This is a genomic window from Paenibacillus sp. 1-18 (assembly GCF_000520755.1).
In the GTDB taxonomy this organism is placed as follows: Bacteria; Bacillota; Bacilli; order Paenibacillales; family Paenibacillaceae; genus Paenibacillus; species Paenibacillus brasilensis.
Genome location: NZ_ASSB01000345.1, coordinates 20,829 through 35,717, shown reverse-complemented (window position 1 = coordinate 35,717; position 14,889 = coordinate 20,829). Strand labels below are relative to the sequence as shown.

The 14,889-nt window shown below is 44.0% G+C and carries 35 protein-coding genes and 1 tRNA gene; all 36 read left to right on the top strand.

Translation table 11 applies throughout. From position 1 onward, the window contains the following. The first annotated feature begins 77 nt into the window (after window positions 1-77). The 36 genes from L693_RS0122905 to L693_RS0122715 all read left to right on the top strand — a co-directional run bounded on the left by L693_RS0122905 (window position 78) and on the right by L693_RS0122715 (window position 14,730). Window positions 78-317 (top strand): helix-turn-helix transcriptional regulator, encoded by a 240-nt coding sequence (locus L693_RS0122905; RefSeq protein WP_025720282.1) that lies wholly within the window; start codon window positions 78-80, stop codon window positions 315-317. Between the two features lie 18 nt (window positions 318-335). After that, complete coding sequence (locus L693_RS0122900) at window positions 336-539, top strand: helix-turn-helix domain-containing protein (RefSeq protein ID WP_025720281.1); 204 nt, start codon at window positions 336-338, stop codon at window positions 537-539. Further along, on the top strand, window positions 536-1,240 hold the full coding sequence (locus L693_RS0122895; RefSeq protein ID WP_025720280.1) for a Rha family transcriptional regulator: 705 nt from the start codon (window positions 536-538) through the stop codon (window positions 1,238-1,240). Before L693_RS0122900 ends, L693_RS0122895 begins: the two co-directional genes overlap by 4 nt. Before the next feature lie 83 nt (window positions 1,241-1,323). Next, complete coding sequence (locus L693_RS0122890; RefSeq protein ID WP_025720278.1) at window positions 1,324-1,512, top strand: hypothetical protein; 189 nt, start codon at window positions 1,324-1,326, stop codon at window positions 1,510-1,512. Window positions 1,513-1,665: 153 nt separating this feature from the next. Beyond that, a complete protein-coding gene (locus L693_RS0122880) occupies window positions 1,666-1,857 on the top strand; it encodes a hypothetical protein (protein ID WP_025720276.1) in 192 nt (63 codons plus the stop codon). Between the two features lie 309 nt (window positions 1,858-2,166). Further along, entirely contained in the window at window positions 2,167-2,403 is a 237-nt protein-coding gene (locus L693_RS0122870; RefSeq protein ID WP_025720274.1) for a hypothetical protein, read from the top strand. 23 nt (window positions 2,404-2,426) lie between these two features. Next, the gene (locus L693_RS0122865) at window positions 2,427-3,062 is read left to right on the top strand and encodes an ERF family protein (protein WP_025720272.1); all 636 of its coding nucleotides are present in this window, start codon (window positions 2,427-2,429) and stop codon (window positions 3,060-3,062) included. Next, window positions 3,052-3,489, top strand: coding sequence for a single-stranded DNA-binding protein (gene ssb / locus L693_RS0122860; RefSeq protein WP_025720271.1), 438 nt, complete (start codon window positions 3,052-3,054; stop codon window positions 3,487-3,489). The genes L693_RS0122865 and ssb overlap by 11 nt, the downstream gene beginning before the upstream one ends. A gap of 8 nt (window positions 3,490-3,497) precedes the next feature. Further along, window positions 3,498-3,827, top strand: coding sequence for a hypothetical protein (locus L693_RS0122855; RefSeq protein WP_025720270.1), 330 nt, complete (start codon window positions 3,498-3,500; stop codon window positions 3,825-3,827). A gap of 12 nt (window positions 3,828-3,839) precedes the next feature. Next, entirely contained in the window at window positions 3,840-4,160 is a 321-nt protein-coding gene (locus tag L693_RS0122850; protein WP_025720268.1) for a hypothetical protein, read from the top strand. Window positions 4,161-4,325: 165 nt separating this feature from the next. Beyond that, complete coding sequence (locus tag L693_RS0122845; RefSeq protein WP_155983915.1) at window positions 4,326-4,913, top strand: hypothetical protein; 588 nt, start codon at window positions 4,326-4,328, stop codon at window positions 4,911-4,913. Window positions 4,914-4,923: 10 nt separating this feature from the next. Beyond that, entirely contained in the window at window positions 4,924-5,289 is a 366-nt protein-coding gene (locus tag L693_RS0122840) for a hypothetical protein (protein ID WP_025720264.1), read from the top strand. Then, window positions 5,286-6,581 carry a replicative DNA helicase gene (gene dnaB, locus L693_RS0122835; RefSeq protein ID WP_025720262.1) on the top strand — a complete coding sequence of 432 codons (1,296 nt, stop codon included), beginning with the start codon at window positions 5,286-5,288 and terminating at the stop codon, window positions 6,579-6,581. The genes L693_RS0122840 and dnaB overlap by 4 nt, the downstream gene beginning before the upstream one ends. A 206-nt stretch (window positions 6,582-6,787) precedes the next feature. Continuing rightward, on the top strand, window positions 6,788-6,991 hold the full coding sequence (locus L693_RS0122825; RefSeq protein WP_025720260.1) for a hypothetical protein: 204 nt from the start codon (window positions 6,788-6,790) through the stop codon (window positions 6,989-6,991). A 31-nt stretch (window positions 6,992-7,022) separates the two neighbouring features. Beyond that, window positions 7,023-7,241, top strand: coding sequence for a hypothetical protein (locus L693_RS0122820; RefSeq protein WP_025720258.1), 219 nt, complete (start codon window positions 7,023-7,025; stop codon window positions 7,239-7,241). A gap of 3 nt (window positions 7,242-7,244) precedes the next feature. Further along, window positions 7,245-7,523: a hypothetical protein gene (locus L693_RS0122815; protein WP_025720257.1), complete on the top strand. Its 279-nt coding sequence runs from the start codon at window positions 7,245-7,247 to the stop codon at window positions 7,521-7,523. Further along, window positions 7,516-7,929 (top strand): YopX family protein, encoded by a 414-nt coding sequence (locus L693_RS0122810; RefSeq protein ID WP_025720255.1) that lies wholly within the window; start codon window positions 7,516-7,518, stop codon window positions 7,927-7,929. Before L693_RS0122815 ends, L693_RS0122810 begins: the two co-directional genes overlap by 8 nt. Then, window positions 7,926-8,093: a hypothetical protein gene (locus tag L693_RS30200; RefSeq protein ID WP_155983914.1), complete on the top strand. Its 168-nt coding sequence runs from the start codon at window positions 7,926-7,928 to the stop codon at window positions 8,091-8,093. The genes L693_RS0122810 and L693_RS30200 overlap by 4 nt, the downstream gene beginning before the upstream one ends. Continuing rightward, window positions 8,053-8,304 (top strand): hypothetical protein, encoded by a 252-nt coding sequence (locus tag L693_RS0122800; RefSeq protein WP_197030035.1) that lies wholly within the window; start codon window positions 8,053-8,055, stop codon window positions 8,302-8,304. The genes L693_RS30200 and L693_RS0122800 overlap by 41 nt, the downstream gene beginning before the upstream one ends. Before the next feature lie 10 nt (window positions 8,305-8,314). Further along, window positions 8,315-8,845, top strand: a complete 531-nt coding sequence (locus tag L693_RS0122795) for a hypothetical protein (RefSeq protein ID WP_025720251.1) — start codon at window positions 8,315-8,317, stop codon at window positions 8,843-8,845. Between the two features lie 69 nt (window positions 8,846-8,914). Further along, a complete protein-coding gene (locus tag L693_RS0122790) occupies window positions 8,915-9,133 on the top strand; it encodes a hypothetical protein (RefSeq protein ID WP_025720249.1) in 219 nt (72 codons plus the stop codon). 34 nt (window positions 9,134-9,167) lie between these two features. After that, window positions 9,168-9,389 carry a hypothetical protein gene (locus L693_RS0122785; RefSeq protein WP_025720248.1) on the top strand — a complete coding sequence of 74 codons (222 nt, stop codon included), beginning with the start codon at window positions 9,168-9,170 and terminating at the stop codon, window positions 9,387-9,389. A 32-nt stretch (window positions 9,390-9,421) separates the two neighbouring features. Further along, entirely contained in the window at window positions 9,422-9,604 is a 183-nt protein-coding gene (locus L693_RS0122780) for a hypothetical protein (RefSeq protein ID WP_025720247.1), read from the top strand. A 37-nt stretch (window positions 9,605-9,641) separates the two neighbouring features. Next, window positions 9,642-10,442, top strand: coding sequence for a DNA adenine methylase (locus tag L693_RS0122775; RefSeq protein WP_025720246.1), 801 nt, complete (start codon window positions 9,642-9,644; stop codon window positions 10,440-10,442). Between the two features lie 32 nt (window positions 10,443-10,474). Continuing rightward, on the top strand, window positions 10,475-10,669 hold the full coding sequence (locus L693_RS30780; RefSeq protein ID WP_025720244.1) for a hypothetical protein: 195 nt from the start codon (window positions 10,475-10,477) through the stop codon (window positions 10,667-10,669). Between the two features lie 31 nt (window positions 10,670-10,700). Beyond that, window positions 10,701-11,105 (top strand): hypothetical protein, encoded by a 405-nt coding sequence (locus L693_RS0122765; RefSeq protein ID WP_025720243.1) that lies wholly within the window; start codon window positions 10,701-10,703, stop codon window positions 11,103-11,105. After that, on the top strand, window positions 11,098-11,391 hold the full coding sequence (locus L693_RS0122760) for a hypothetical protein (RefSeq protein WP_025720242.1): 294 nt from the start codon (window positions 11,098-11,100) through the stop codon (window positions 11,389-11,391). The genes L693_RS0122765 and L693_RS0122760 overlap by 8 nt, the downstream gene beginning before the upstream one ends. 54 nt (window positions 11,392-11,445) lie before the next feature. Further along, window positions 11,446-11,823: a hypothetical protein gene (locus L693_RS0122755; protein WP_081752195.1), complete on the top strand. Its 378-nt coding sequence runs from the start codon at window positions 11,446-11,448 to the stop codon at window positions 11,821-11,823. 80 nt (window positions 11,824-11,903) lie between these two features. Next, the gene (locus L693_RS0122750; protein ID WP_025720238.1) at window positions 11,904-12,251 is read left to right on the top strand and encodes a hypothetical protein; all 348 of its coding nucleotides are present in this window, start codon (window positions 11,904-11,906) and stop codon (window positions 12,249-12,251) included. After that, window positions 12,248-12,577, top strand: coding sequence for a hypothetical protein (locus L693_RS0122745; protein ID WP_025720236.1), 330 nt, complete (start codon window positions 12,248-12,250; stop codon window positions 12,575-12,577). The genes L693_RS0122750 and L693_RS0122745 overlap by 4 nt, the downstream gene beginning before the upstream one ends. Window positions 12,578-12,688: 111 nt before the next feature. Beyond that, a complete protein-coding gene (locus L693_RS0122740) occupies window positions 12,689-12,901 on the top strand; it encodes a hypothetical protein (protein ID WP_025720235.1) in 213 nt (70 codons plus the stop codon). A gap of 14 nt (window positions 12,902-12,915) precedes the next feature. Then, window positions 12,916-13,311 (top strand): hypothetical protein, encoded by a 396-nt coding sequence (locus tag L693_RS0122735; RefSeq protein ID WP_025720233.1) that lies wholly within the window; start codon window positions 12,916-12,918, stop codon window positions 13,309-13,311. Between the two features lie 232 nt (window positions 13,312-13,543). Next, window positions 13,544-13,616, top strand: a tRNA-Ile gene (locus L693_RS0122730). 132 nt (window positions 13,617-13,748) lie between these two features. After that, window positions 13,749-14,000 carry a hypothetical protein gene (locus L693_RS0122725; RefSeq protein WP_025720231.1) on the top strand — a complete coding sequence of 84 codons (252 nt, stop codon included), beginning with the start codon at window positions 13,749-13,751 and terminating at the stop codon, window positions 13,998-14,000. Window positions 14,001-14,111: 111 nt separating this feature from the next. Next, on the top strand, window positions 14,112-14,432 hold the full coding sequence (locus L693_RS0122720; RefSeq protein ID WP_025720229.1) for a hypothetical protein: 321 nt from the start codon (window positions 14,112-14,114) through the stop codon (window positions 14,430-14,432). 49 nt (window positions 14,433-14,481) lie between these two features. Beyond that, complete coding sequence (locus L693_RS0122715) at window positions 14,482-14,730, top strand: hypothetical protein (RefSeq protein ID WP_025720228.1); 249 nt, start codon at window positions 14,482-14,484, stop codon at window positions 14,728-14,730. The last annotated feature ends 159 nt before the right edge of the window (window positions 14,731-14,889 follow it).

Sequence of the window (14,889 nt, the reverse complement as noted above, 5' to 3'; positions counted from 1 at the left end):
ACTTAAAAAAAACGTTTTTTACGTTGACATTTAACTTTAAGTTAGATATAGTTGAGACACGCAAGGGAGGTGAGCAAATGCCGTACCGTCGTAGAACACTAAGGGAGTGGAGAGCTTATAGAAAGCTATCTAAATCTGCTGTAGCTGAAAAATTAGATATTCATACAAGTACTTATACGCGCATGGAGGATCGTCCAGAGACTATAACAATGATGGAGTCTATTGAACTAGCTAGAGTTTTCGAATGTGGTGTTGGGGAAATCATTTTTTTTGAAGAAAATCCTAACATTATGTTAGATGTCTCGATTACTTCCTAACAAAACGAGGTGAAAAGAGTGGAAAATCTACCTTCAATTCTAACGATAGAAGATGTAATGGAATATTTCAGAGTAAGCAGAGCTACAGTGTCTAGGGCAATTAAAGCAGGTAAACTAAAAAGCTATAAATTAGGTGGCCAGAGACGAATAAAGCTGGAATGGCTAAGAGAATATGAAGATTTACTTATAGAATCTTCTGCTTTGAAAGGAGAAACAGTATGACTCAATTGGTATTTATCGAAAATGGAAACACGGTGACCGATAGCCTCACGGTAGCTGAGGTGTTCGGAAAAGAACATCGACGCGTTATGCAGGATATTCGGGAATTGGAATGTAGTGAAGAATTTAGAGAGCACAATTTCGTGCCTTCCTCTTACAAGTCAACTCAAGGTAAAAACGTGGCTAAATTCATTATCTCTCAAGACGGATTCTCATTCCTCGCTATGAGTTACACCGGGAAGGAAGCTGCACGTTTCAAAGAAATGTACATCACAGAGTTCAATCGGATGAAGGAAACGCTGAACAAGCCGCCTGTTCTTGATTCCAACACAGCAATTGCCATCGCACTTCGTCAGACTGCTGATGTAATGGACAAGCTTCCACAGATTGAAAGTCGTATGGACAGGATCGAAAACACTACAACGATTGACTATGGACAACAGCGAGCCCTTAAAAAAGCTGGTAGTTCGAGGGTGGTCGGTTTTCTTGGAGGGAGAAAATCAGCAGCTTACAAGCACAGCGGCATTCGTTCTAGCGCATACTCTGCTTTGTGGAACGACTACCAAGAATACTTTGGTATTAACTCTTATAACAACACATTGAAGAAAGATTGCGAACGTGGATTAAAGTATGTAGCGACTTGGACGCCACCTAACAATCTGTTGATAGAGATTGAAGAAACAAACGGCCAGAAGTTATTTTAATCAAATTCAAGGAGGGTACTTGGTGAATCAAATGAAGAATACCGTAAGGAAATCAATTCCGGATTAGAAGAAGGAGAATGAAGATGATTGAAGTTGGACATGGTTTTGTGGTTATCGGGGAGTTGGACAAAAAAGATTTTTACAAACTGGTTGTAAAGAAAGGCGAAGTATCCAAGACCATGAACATCTTGGGCGAAGGCGTTGAAACAACAGTCAATAATTTAAAGCAAGCTGGTTACTATGTAAGCTGTCTAACCCGTCTTGCGATTTAAGAAAGAAGGCGAGAGTATGAACCCAATGTTTAGCGGTTTCGTTGCTGGTAAGCGAGTAAATGGCATGCTGCTGATCAAGCGTGACGGTACCTGGTTCCAACTTAAGACTATGGCAAGGTTGCAGGCTGACTCTATAAAAGGGAGTTGATAGGTATGTGGCGGTGGTGGCGTAAACGTCCTGTGGTAGTAACTAAGGATCTTAGTGGGCTAAGTGTACTAACGGATGAACATCTGGAATACTTGGGCCAATTGTACGAGCAGGAGCCGGAATATGGCTTTATCAAAAATCGCATTACCTTTGGTCGTTATGTTGAATTGGCGCAAAAGATTCAGTGGGAGTTTTGATATGGTGATCAGATGCGGATGCGGAGCTGAGGCAAAGTATCTGGTATACGAACATGAGGAAGCACACTGCAAAGAATGCATGTTGGAAGCTGTTGAGTGTAAAAATCAGGTCTTGGTGAGGATGATAGACGATGCATATGCAAATAAGGTGCAAAGGCAGTAGTAGTTACGCGGATCTGTGCGCTTTATCCCAAGTAGGTGGACAAGCCATAGAGCATCCGAACGGAACTGTGATTTTCAAATTCAGCAGCGATGTAACATATCAGGAATATCGTCGCATTCGACGGGAACAAAAGGAGGGAATAAAACGTGAAAACGCCGTTAGAACAAGCTATCCGGGTTCTGGAGGAGCTTCAAGCCGAAACTGAAATACGTGGTAAATCGCTCAATAACATCGTAGAGCCATTGTTAATCTTCAGGGATGGAAAGCTGCAATATGTACTCGAAGCTTTATATGACGTGCGTAATGCCATAGAAAGTGAAACGACCCTGGCTGCAACCGGAGTCGAATCGGACGAATTAATAAACATTTCACGGTCACTATAACAAAATTTTAGGAGGATGTAAAGATGTCCGAAGAGGTCAAATTAAATCTTTACCAAAAAATATCCGCTGTCATGAAGGATGTTGAATACTTGTCCAAAGACGATGAGGTTGAATTTGGAAAGACCAAATACAAAGCAATTACGGAAGAAAAAGTAACCGCTACGGTACGCGAAAGTCTCATTAAACACGGACTTGTGGTGCTCCCAATAAAACAGATCCATACAAGGGACGGGAATCTTTCTACTGTCGATGTTGATTACAAAATCGTGGACATTGATACAGGACAACATGAAATCATTGTTTCTTCCGGTACGGGGGCTGACACGCAAGACAAAGGCGTGGGCAAGGCTATGACCTATTCATATAAATATTTGTTCCTGCGGACGTTTGCGATTCCTACAGGCGAAGACCCGGACAAGGTAAGTAGTGCTGAACTGGACGAAAAACAGCGGATTGAACGTGAGAAAAAAGAGGCAGCTGAAACAAAATTGCTCAAGGATATTGAAACGAAATGGAAGGTTCTTTCTGGAAGCACAGAAGGCATGCAGGAATGGATCGACAACATGAAGCAAAAAGGCCATACACTGCAACAAATGCACGAGTCGCTTGCAAAGAAACTCGTAGATAAACAAAAGGAAGGTGCATCCAGTGCTAAATAGAGTTATATTGATCGGCCGTTTAACTAAGGACCCTGAATTACGGTATACCCCGAACGGGATTGCTACATGCTCTTTCACGTTGGCCGTAGACCGTCCTTTTACGAGTCAAGGCGGCGAACGGGAGACAGACTTCTTACCAATTGTGACATGGCGGCAGCTTGCAGAGACGTGCGCCAACTATCTCAAAAAGGGTCGTCTGACCGCCGTAGAGGGCCGTGTACAGGTGCGTAACTACGAGAACAGTGAAGGCAAGCGGGTGTATGTAACTGAGATTGTAGCGGATAATGTGCGGTTTTTGGAGTCGAACCGAGACAACCAGAGCCAACGAGATCCAAACGAACCGGATCATCGCCGCCATTATAACAAAGACCCGTTTCATGATGACGGAAAGCCAATAGACCCCGATGATTTAGATTTACCATTTTAGGAGGGCGTATGGACGTAATAAGTGTAACTACAGAGATTCATGAGGCGTCTAAGCGGCTTAGTAAGTCCGCTGACGCACTCTTTAAACTTGGACGGGAAAAGGCTGAGGCGGAGCGGGATTATCGTTCCAGGTTAGCGCAGGAAATGCTGCGATTGAAAGTGGAAGAAGGCTTGGCGGCTACTCTTATTCCGGACATAGCCAAAGGTAATGTCGCTGAATATCTGTTTCAACGTGATTTTACAGAGGCACAATTTAAAGCTGGTATTGAGGCAGCGGACGCAATTAAGGTACAGGTGTCAGCTCTCCAGACTATCTTAAAATACCAGTCTGATATATAGGAGGGGATCAGAGTGCATGATTTCTTGCCTTATTCAAAGGCCCAACAAACTCAGTCTAAGCGTGTGAAGCTTACACAGCGAGAAAAAGGAGATATAAGCACAAAGGTAGATAAGCAGCTTAAAGCGCGGTCACACGGCTTGTGTGAGCTTTGTGACAACGCCTTGGCTACTGAACGAGCTCACTTGATCGGACGTAAGCACATTAACCATAAAACGAGAGTAACGGACTTATTGCATTTATGTACGGCATGCCATGACTGGCTTGATGAGACTCCAGAGGGGATCAGGGCGCGGAGAGCAATGGCGATGTTGGTTAAATCAGCAAAAGAATAGTGTGGTGATAATATGGCTTGGCTTGAAAGCCACCAAGGGCTTGGGAGACACATCAAGACTAAACGATTGGCCCGTAAGCTAGGAATTACAGTCCCGGCGGTAATCGGTCATCTACATCTGTTGTGGTGGTGGGCCATGGATAACTTGCCAGACGGATGCTTGTCCATGTTAGAACCGGAAGACATAGCGGATGAAATGATGTGGACCGGGGATGCGAAAGTGCTTATGGACGCTTTAATCGAAGTTGGATTCATTGATGTAATTGATAACCAGTTATTTATCCATGATTTTCAGGATTATATTGGTAGATTGGTAGATAAGCGAAAAAAGGATGCGGAAAAGAAACGGATGTCCCGTAAATCATCCAAGGAAAAGGTTGAACCTGTCCGGGGGACGTCCCTCGGACAGTCCGCAGACAGTTTTGGGGACGGCGCGCGTAACAGTACAGTACAGTACAGTACCTTACCAAATACTATTACTACTACTGCTGACGAGATGGAAAAAATAGAAAAGGCATATAGTCAAATTCACGGTTGCCTTGGTTTTAAACCTAAAGATTGGCCTTTAGTCACTCAATTTATAAATCAGGGCATAAAATCAGATTTGATTATTGAAGTGATGAGAGAAAAGCATAAAAAGAAATTGGAGGAAGGCGGCAAGGTCAATTCATTCTCCTTTTATACAAATGCAATTAAGGAACGTGCCGAGCAAGACGGCGGACAAGACCGGTTGGACTTTATAAATGACATGTAGGAGGTACGCTATGGAAAGAGAGGATGCCAAAAAGCTATTCAAAAAGCTGGCTGCAAGTTACCCCAGTTGGAAGGTTGATAGGACCATTGCTGAAAACTGGCTTGAGGAATTAGAGCCAGCCGATGCAGACCATTGTTGGGCAAATGCTCGGGAACATATCCGCGAGAGCAAGTTTGCGCCTTCGATAGCAGAGATCATCAAGCCGAATGCTCGGATTGAGGCTGATAGGGAAATCGAACGCACTAGAAAGATGCTTGAGGAGCAAGACCGAATACGGCAGAGCGCGTCAAGTGAGCCGCCATGGAAACGTGAAGGGATCAGCCGAGAGGAATGGATGCGCAGGACAATAGCTGCTCATAAGGAAAGCCAGTCATGAGTTATTACAGCTTGGAGGCTGAACAGGCGGCATTAGGATCAATCATTTTACAACCAGACTTAATTTATGAGTCCATCTTAACAGCAGAGGAATTTTATCACGGTCCACATCAAACGATCTTTGAAAGTATGGAGTTCATAAGGGAACGGGAGAAAAAGATAGACTTGGTTTCTCTGACTATGAGCATTGGAGAAAAGATTCAGGACGTTGGCGGGGTTGACTATTTATCCAGGCTATCCCAATCCGTTCCGACTGTAGCTAACTTCCTTGAACACGAAAAAATAATCAAAGAGAAGTATTTATTACGAACTGGATTCAATTCGATGAAAGCTATTTTTAACGACGGGGCCGATGATCCTAATACGCTTGCGGCCGAACTGATGGGAATTGCTGAATTCATCGAAGACCACAATCGGGGTACAGATTATTTCAAGCACATCAAAGATGGAGTAATGCAGCACTTCGATGTAATCAACGACAAGAAATACAACGGTAAACCTAACGGGGCCAGTACGGCCGGGAAAGACCTTGACGACATAACAGGCAAATGGAAGCCGCAGACGCTTAATATAATCGCCGCAAGGCCGTCCGTAGGTAAAACTGCCTTCCTCCTTAATAACGCCGTTAGAAACGGCAAGGAGGGACTCACAGTCGCTATATTTAGCTTGGAAATGCCCGACTTGCAACTCTATGACCGTATGATATCGGCAGAATGTAACATCGATGGCAGCCGGATTGAAAGTGGACAGCTTCGTGATGAAGAATGGGAGACTTATACAATCGGCCTGTCTGAGCTGGCGAAATTGGACATTTACATTGATGATCGGCCGGGGCTGTCTATTCAAGAGATACGCGCGGCTGTTAGAAAGTTGAAAAAGAAATGTCCTGACCTGATCGTTTATATCGACTACTTGCAATTAATCAAAGGTGGCAAGAAATTCAGCAACCGGAACCGAAACGATGAAGTGGGGTATATAAGCTCCAGTTTGAAGCAGATGGCTCGGGAGAATGATTGCCCAGTGGTTGCCCTTGCCCAGCTAAGTAGAAGCGTAGAGCAACGTCAGGACAAGCGTCCGATGATGTCTGATTTAAGAGAGTCCGGCAACATCGAGCAGGATGCAGACACAATCACATTTTTATACCGGGATGACTATTACAACGCTGAAACAGAAAAGAAAAATATCATCGAATTCATCGTCTCCAAAAACCGAAATGGACGCACTGGGACGGCGGAAATGGTTAACCTTAAAAATTACGGGAAGTTTGCAGATTACGAACGGTATCAAGGCTGACTCCAATAAGAAGGGAAGAAGATAGACATGAAAATTTGGGTATGTGAGAAATGCAATTGGGAAGGTAAACGACCAGCGACAATGGGTGTGCCGGGATTGAAAGTTAAAGTGTGTCAGAAATGCTTAAGCAACAAAATCCATCAAGAAGACCGTAAGGCAGTAAAGCAACCTGAAGTAATAGCTACCCAAGGAGAGGGGATAGTGGAATGAATGACAGAGTGAGAACCCTGAACGACTTGATTGAATTATTGATTAAAGAACGTGATATATACGGCGGAGATATGAAAGTGGAGATTGCCCGCGAAAGACACGGCGAAGTGGATTGCGAAGCGATAGGTGGTGTTTGCGAGCTTGACGACACGGACGGAACCAGCACAGTTGTCATATACGGGATATGGTCAGATTTATAAGCCCTAAAGGGCAAGGAGAGGAATAAGGGATATGGAATTAAATCAAGAGTTACAAGAGAAGACGTTGGACTCATGTGCGGAATACTTTGATGCTTATGCCAAAACGTATGGAAAAGCAGGGTTTGTATTTCTAAAAAATGATGAAACAGGACAATTAATGATTTACACTCGCGGTGAATACACAGATAAACTACTTGGTTTCTTAAAAACACTCGATCCTAACATGGAAGAAAGAAAAGTGGAGGTCTAAACCATGGATAAGAAGATACAAAAGATACGAAAAACGCATGAAGCGACTAAGAGGTCGTTGGCGGAAGGACGGAACATAGCTTTTACGGCGGAGGCCATTATTGAGCCGATTGAATACCTTCTACAGCAGATAGATATTAAGGATAAGGCACTGGAGTTTTATGCGGACGAGAAAAACTATATGGCAAACGTGCTGGCAAGTTGGGGTCCGACTATTCCAGTTGACGAAGATAATGGACGCCGCGCCCGTGTTGCTTTGAAAGGAGAGGATACAAATGAGTAGACCATATAGAGTATGGGACACAGAAAGTAAGTCCTTCTGGCAGGATATTAACAAGGGGCATGTAGGATGCATTGGGCAGCTATTCTTAAAACCGTCTGGAGATTTTGCATTAAGGCAAAACGGCATAATCATCCATGGGAGCGTGTTTCCAGGTAGATTCATCCGCCAGGACTCTACTGGACTAAAAGACCGTAACGGTAAAGAGATATACGAGGGAGATATATTGGCGTGGCAGGATCACAAGCATCTGTGGTCTACATCTGACGATAGTTATACTGTGAAAGCAATAGTTAAGTTTAATCACGATGAATTTAAATATATGGTCGGGCATTTATCACTGTCAGCAAAACGAGAGTTTGAAGTCATCGGCAACATCTATGAAACCCCACTGGAGGATACCCCATGAATCCAATAGACCCCAAACAATTGGACGATGCGGATTTAATGATAAACTTTTACGACAACACACTTTGCACCGATTACCGTCAAGAACTGGCTAAAGAAATCTACCGGAGGGCAGGTAAAACGGATGGCAACGGACTACACAAACCGGATGGACGCAATATTTGAAACTTGGGAATATCATCTGTTTGAAAAACTCGGTGGAGTTGATCGGATAGTTGCCAGCATTCAAAGTGAAGCAGCACTGTTTGGCATTCCTTATGACGCCAGAACAGAATATATAAATAAAAAGTTGGTAGATATGATAGATCAAATTGCGGAAAAACGTGAAGCGCATTCTCAAGGCAGCCGGAGAAAAGCAAAGAAAAAAATAGGATAGGAGAATAAATATGACCAGATACGTAGGAATAGACCCGAGTACCAAAACAGGGGTAGTCATTTTAAACGAAAATGGAAATGTAGAAGAGCAGTTAGAGATTGTCTTGGAAAATGGGATACTTTCAAGCGCAGAACAATTACAAGAATACGGTAGAGAAATAGCGAATTACGCCAATACGCCTGATGTGGTTTGCATAGAAGGCTTCTCGTTTGGTTCAAAAGGTAAGGCAGTCAGTACCCAATATGGAATCGGATTTGCTATTCGCTTTGCTCTAAGAGACATGGGAATTAAGTTTATAGTACCAACACCTGGTCAAGTAAAAAAGTTTGCCACAGGGAGCGGTAGTTCATCTAAAGACAATATGGTTTTACCCATTTTTAAAAAGTGGGGCTTTGAACATGATTCAGATAACGTCCGAGACGCCTTTATTTTGGCTCAGATAGCCCGTTCTATTCGATTAGGTGGCGGAGATACCAAATACCAACAAGAGGTCATACAAACGATCCTAGCGCCTCCTGTTAAGAAAAAGAAAAAAGCATAGTTTGGTGCTTTGATACAGCGTGGATTTATCTAATTAATTCATATAACAACGAATAAAGGAGTGTTAGGGATGGGAAACAAAGCCCTTAAATATATCCCCGGCTATTATCCATATCGCATAGATGAAGATGGGAAAGTATTTGCTTCACATCCGATAACTGGATTTCCAGTGCTGGTTAAGGAGCAGAAAAATAGGACGGTGAATATCCGGCGCGAAGGGAAGAAGACCAGAATAAAAGTAGCTGAATTATACCGTAGAGCATTTAACAAGCTGCTTCCAGAGGATTAAATATATAGCCCCCAAGGGCAGAGAGGACATAACAATGGATATGCAACTAAAAATAGTTTGCTGGGCAACGGGCTTCAAGTTTGGAGCTGGAACATACGAGGTTCATGACCAAAACGGTGGTTTTCGGGGATTTTGTTCAGTAGCTAAGTTGAAAGAAAAAGGACTGGTACGGCGGATAGATCATACCAAAAAGGCAGAAGCATTTTTAAATACGGATGAAGGTCGGGCGTGGTTCAGAAAGAACCGCACAGTTTAGCCCCATAGGGGACAAGAAGGAGGGAACACCCCATGAAACTTAAATGTAAAAAGGACCTTATCATGCACCCAGCAGCTATAGAAGGAAAGGAATACGAACTACATGAGAGTGGGAAAGAATACGCGATCCTGAATGAATATGGCAGGTTGCACTATTTTTCAAAAGACCCAGAAGACGAGGACTATTACGGGAATTGGTTTGATTTGGAAGTTTGAGATAAAGGAGGGGCAACCCTCCATAAGGGGGAGAGACATGAAAGCACCACGTATATTGCATTACCCCGGCAGCAAGTGGAGCATGGCAGATTGGATTATATCAAATATGCCAGCACATACAACATATTTGGAACCATTTTTCGGCAGCGGGGCGGTGCTGTTCAATAAAAATCGCTCCACTCTGGAAACGGTGAACGACCTGGACGGGGAAGTATCCAATCTATTTCAAATAATTCGGGATCAGCCGGACGAGCTGGCCAGACTTATTCACTGGACTCCTTATGCTCGGGCTGAATACTACAAAGGATATGAGACAGAGGGCAGTGATGTTGAACGGGCAAGGCGCTTCTTGGTCCGTTGCTGGATGGCACGCGGAGGAAAGACCAGTGACCGGACCGGATGGCGGCATATCATTGATCTGAACGCACCGCATCCTGCGCGAGATTGGCAACTGTTGCCGGACAAGATCATGCAGGTTACGGACCGCTTACGGAATGTGCAGATTGAATGTCAACCTGCGGTTAAGCTGCTGGAGCGCTACAAGCGTCCTGAGGTCCTTGTTTATGCAGATCCGCCGTACTTACTTTCAACGCGAAGCAAGCGAATGTACAAGAATGAAATGAACGATGCGGATCATATTGAGTTGCTGCAAATATTATTGAATCATCCCGGTCCGGTCCTGCTTAGTGGATACGATCATCCTATGTATGAGGAAGCTTTGAGAGATTGGCGGCGGGAGACGAAAACGGTTAAAGCAGAAGCCGGGCGGATCCGGACCGAATCACTTTGGATCAATCCTATTGCTGCGGGGCAAGTTGGTCAGATGTCACTATTTTAAGGGGGCATCCCCTATACCAAAGGAGAGATAACGTGACCAATAAATCGGATTTTGAGTTTGTGCTTTATTACAATGGCAAGCGCGTTAAAATAATGTTTTTTAAAAGCAGCTTGTTGAGAGCCTTAAAAGAGGCCCGAAGCCTGCTCGATCCTAAAAAATATGATTGCGTTGAAATATACAGGGACGACCTATTCCAACGTACATGGATTAAAGAATACAGCTTGTAAGCCTACTACCTATACCAAAGGAGAGATAAGCATGAGAGATATTAAATTCCGTGGTAAACCTATCAACGGCACTGGCTGGGTGTATGGCTACTATGTCTATCAATTTGAAATTGGCTATTATTCACAAGGATATACTGATGTTCCGCCGCGAGTACATTATATCTTTGGCGACAAAGGAGACTTTTGCGAGGTCGATCCTGCAACAGTGGGTCAATTCATAGATTTACCAAACTACGGTGTTTGGGAAGGCGATATTTACGAGTTTACAAGACCGTGGTCAAACGGTGCGCTGGAACGTGGAGTTGTGAAATGTACAGAACATGCAGAATGGGCCGTAAATGCATGGATGTTGACTGGTATATATGAGCATGGAAAACCTATCGGCAACATACACGATAACCCGGAGCTGCTACAAGGAGGCGGTAAAGGTGAGTAAACATCAACACGTAATTGATATGTTGAAATCGGCGACGACAGTTTTTGTTGCTCAAGATAAGGATGGTGGTGGATTGGCATTACATCCGTCTCATGTACTTGCCCTGGTAGACTCACTCCAGCAGCAGACAGGGGAATACGGAATGACAATTGAACGTCAAGGACAGGAAATGATCAGGCTACAAGGATTAGTCAATAAGCATCTTCAAGAGGTTGATCATCTTCAAGAGCAGCTTGAAGAAAGGGACCGCAAAATAACTTGGCTTACTAACGAGTTAGGGGAGTAACCACCAATACAATACGCTCTGTCACCCTGACGGAGCGTTGGAAGGATGATAGATATGTCGGTAAAAGATATGACAGACCAGCAACTTAACCGGGCGTTAGCTGAGTTGATGGGTTACTCAGTGAAAATCTCGCGCAATTTTCATTATTTAATTCTAAAAGGAGACTCTAAATCAGGACCTAAATGGACAGAAGATATGGCATGGGAAGAAGCACCTAACTACTGCGCCGATCCTGCCGTCTCTCTGGAGGTACAGGCAGCAGCGATAAACAAGGACGAAGAAGGATATATCCGTAACTGGTTGCTTAACAAGTATGGTAAGTCAGTTATGGCTTATACAGCCGTAAGCCTTGGAACGGCAGCAGAAATAGCTAATTCCAGCCCCCGAGAGAGGGCAGAGGCTGCTTATATGACATTATCCAGTCAGGATTAAACCAATACAGGGTGTAGGTAACACCTGCACCCGATCATATCGTGTAGCAAAACGGAATGATACTAAGGGAGGATATATTGATGTTCGAATATTTGAAGAAGAACCCATCTCCATTGTGGGAGCTTGAACAAAAGGAAAGATTTGAACAGGAACTTAAAGAAGAAAAATGGGACATGAGAAATCCACCAATAACCACTTACTTCAGGTTGGCGCAAGAGAAAGCAGAAAAGTTGAAAAAGGAAATAGAGATAAGTCGTACCCCAAGACCGCTAGACGAATGGCATGAGGATCATGGAGCTGTATTATGGTGGGAATTCCCGATTGTGGAACCTCCATATTGCGGTACTCCATTGGATGCAAACTGGCCGGACTATCATACGCATTGGACGCCAATTACTCTACCAGTTTTGAGGGAGGAACAACAATGACAGATAAACTTATCAATGAAATCAAAACGCGGATTACAGCATTGCCTAAAACGAAAGTAGGCTTAGGAGGATACCACACGGGCCAAAATGATGCATACGATAACATTCTTAGCGTAATAGAGCACCTGTATCCAGACCTACTACAGCAGCCAGATATACAACCGGGAGATCGAGTCGATTACATTGGTATACAGTTTCCGTTTTTGAAAAATGTGAAGGTTGATCATATTGAGATTCATCGTGTTGGTAGAGTTGCCGCGCTTGCTTATGATGATGAGATTTATAAGGTGTATGTAGATCAAGTCAAAAAGGTAGACATCCCATGATAAGAGCCTATACCTCTATATTATGCGCTGTACTGTTATATGTGGGTGTTGTGCAAGTAGATAGGTATATGTTGATTGAGAGGATAGATCCAAGCGAGGTGAGGGTTAAATATGGCAGATAACAACGATAAAGTGACGTCTAAAACGTGTTGGGTGTGGACGCAGAAGGCCGAGAAGACCAATCCCAGCCGATCAGTTGAGGGCGAACCAATTTGGCCTCATTACCAGCAGCAGGCACCGCGTAAGTGGCTGGAGGATGGTTTAATACAGGATTCCACGGAGTTTACGGGTAAAGGACAAATGGATCTGTTTGAATTGATGTAAAAAGGAGCGACAAGATGGGGGCGATAGAGCAAATGGAATTATACCCGAGCATCACAGAAGCCGATAAGAAGGCCGTACGCAAGTTGCTGGGCAATTACCCTAAGATGCGCCTTACCGTCGAATCATTAGGTCGCAAGGAGTCTCTAACGGCGGAAGAAAGGCAAGTGTATCAGGAGTGGAGCAAATTGATCACCGAATTAGACATGGCAATCAATTTAATCTTAGACGATGAGGTCAAAAAGATCATTGAGCACCGCTTCATTAAGGGGCGTAAATATAAATTTACTGTGATCCAATTCCAGAACCGCGGCATGAGCGTTAATACCATTGACCGCCGAATAGACGAAGGAGTCAAAAGTATAGCAGAAACCTTGAAGCTATGCGGAATTTTGGGGGTAAGTTGGGGGTAACGTGGGGGCAATTTGGGGGAGAAACCATTTTAAAGTAGGGATATAGGGTTAACGCCCGGGTGTCCCTGCTGTCCCTTACCACGGCAGGACTCGTCCACGCTTAAAGGCACCGCTTTGAACACAGGGTGATAGAGCACTGAGTTGCGGTGGTGTGGAAGCGGGGATGGTCAGAAGGTTAGATTCCTTCCCAAGCGCTCCGCCCGGGCGCTATAGAACTACGGGCTTTTAATATGCTCCTTTAACTCAGTGGTAAGAGTAGCGGCCTTATATGCCGTTGGTCGGTGGTTCGAATCCATCAAGGAGTATAGGTAACCATACCGCAAGCATAAGGGAGCGGCAGTGGCAAGCGCACGACGGAGGGTTAGGGCGCAAACAATACAGACGAGAGGGCGACGGGAAACCGCCGCTTTTTTGCGTTTAAAAGGAGAATGAAGACAATGGCAAAGAATTACGCATATCTCGATCAATACGGCATCCTGCATTTGCACGATGAGGAGCATGCCAAGCAGCACGGCAAGCATGTTGCTACTGAGCTGCAAGCAGACGAAAGCGGCTATCCAGTAGTAGAGGGTAACGGTGTAGTCTACTACAGCAATGAGGATGCAGCATACATCAAGGGCAACCGCAAAGATGGACAACGTATCAGCACGCCGGCTGTAATTAAGCAGTTGGCTGATCAACTCAAGTAACGCCTTTTCCCGGCTTAGTCCGGGGATATGACACATACAGGACATTGGGCGGTTCGATTCCGCTGTGTGTCTTATATATGGTATATTGAAAATAAAAAAAGAGGTGTTTGCATGGACGTCAACCTTGCAACAGTTCGCGGAATCGAAGTTGATTATGTTCAAGAGTTAGAAAAGATTCGGATTAGGTATGATCGGTTTGTGGAGAATTATAGATTTCCAAAAGTTGATGGTGATTTTAAAGAAAAATTGGCAGAAGATGTTGATCGCTTCGTTCTGGAAACAACAAATAATGAACCAGTCACGGAATCGTTAAAAACGGAACTGTCATTTGGGATTGAACAAATAATTAAAAAATATGAAAATGAGGGTTATATAGTCAGGAAAGAATATTTCCCGACAGTAAGTTTCCATATTGATTTAGAAAACGAATGATTTATTCGCCAATAGGCGGCTTTTTTATTTGCTGAAAGGGTGAATGCAAATGGGAGTAGCGGAAGAACTTGAAATGACGTGTGAAGAAGTCGCAGCCAGTATCGCTAAAGAGTATGGGCTCAATAAGAAAGAACAGCGCTTGTTTACCTACTTATTGGATGATAACAATAGCAAGAACGTCGGTGACATTTGTTTAGCGCTCAAAACCACTCCCATGACGCTCATTGGAAAAACAAAGCCTTCGCTTGATAAGAAGCTTGACCAAATTCCAGACAGCGATGGTCCTGAAGTAAACTAATCGTTCGAGGATTGAATGATGGTAATAAAGAAAAAATAGAGCTTATTTCTTCTGACGGTGGATGTTGACGGCTTAGGCTATGGAGAATGACCAAATAAGGGAGGAAGAGCCTGTGTTGAAATGTGATAGTTGGCTATAACATGCTCTGTCCTGGCTGTA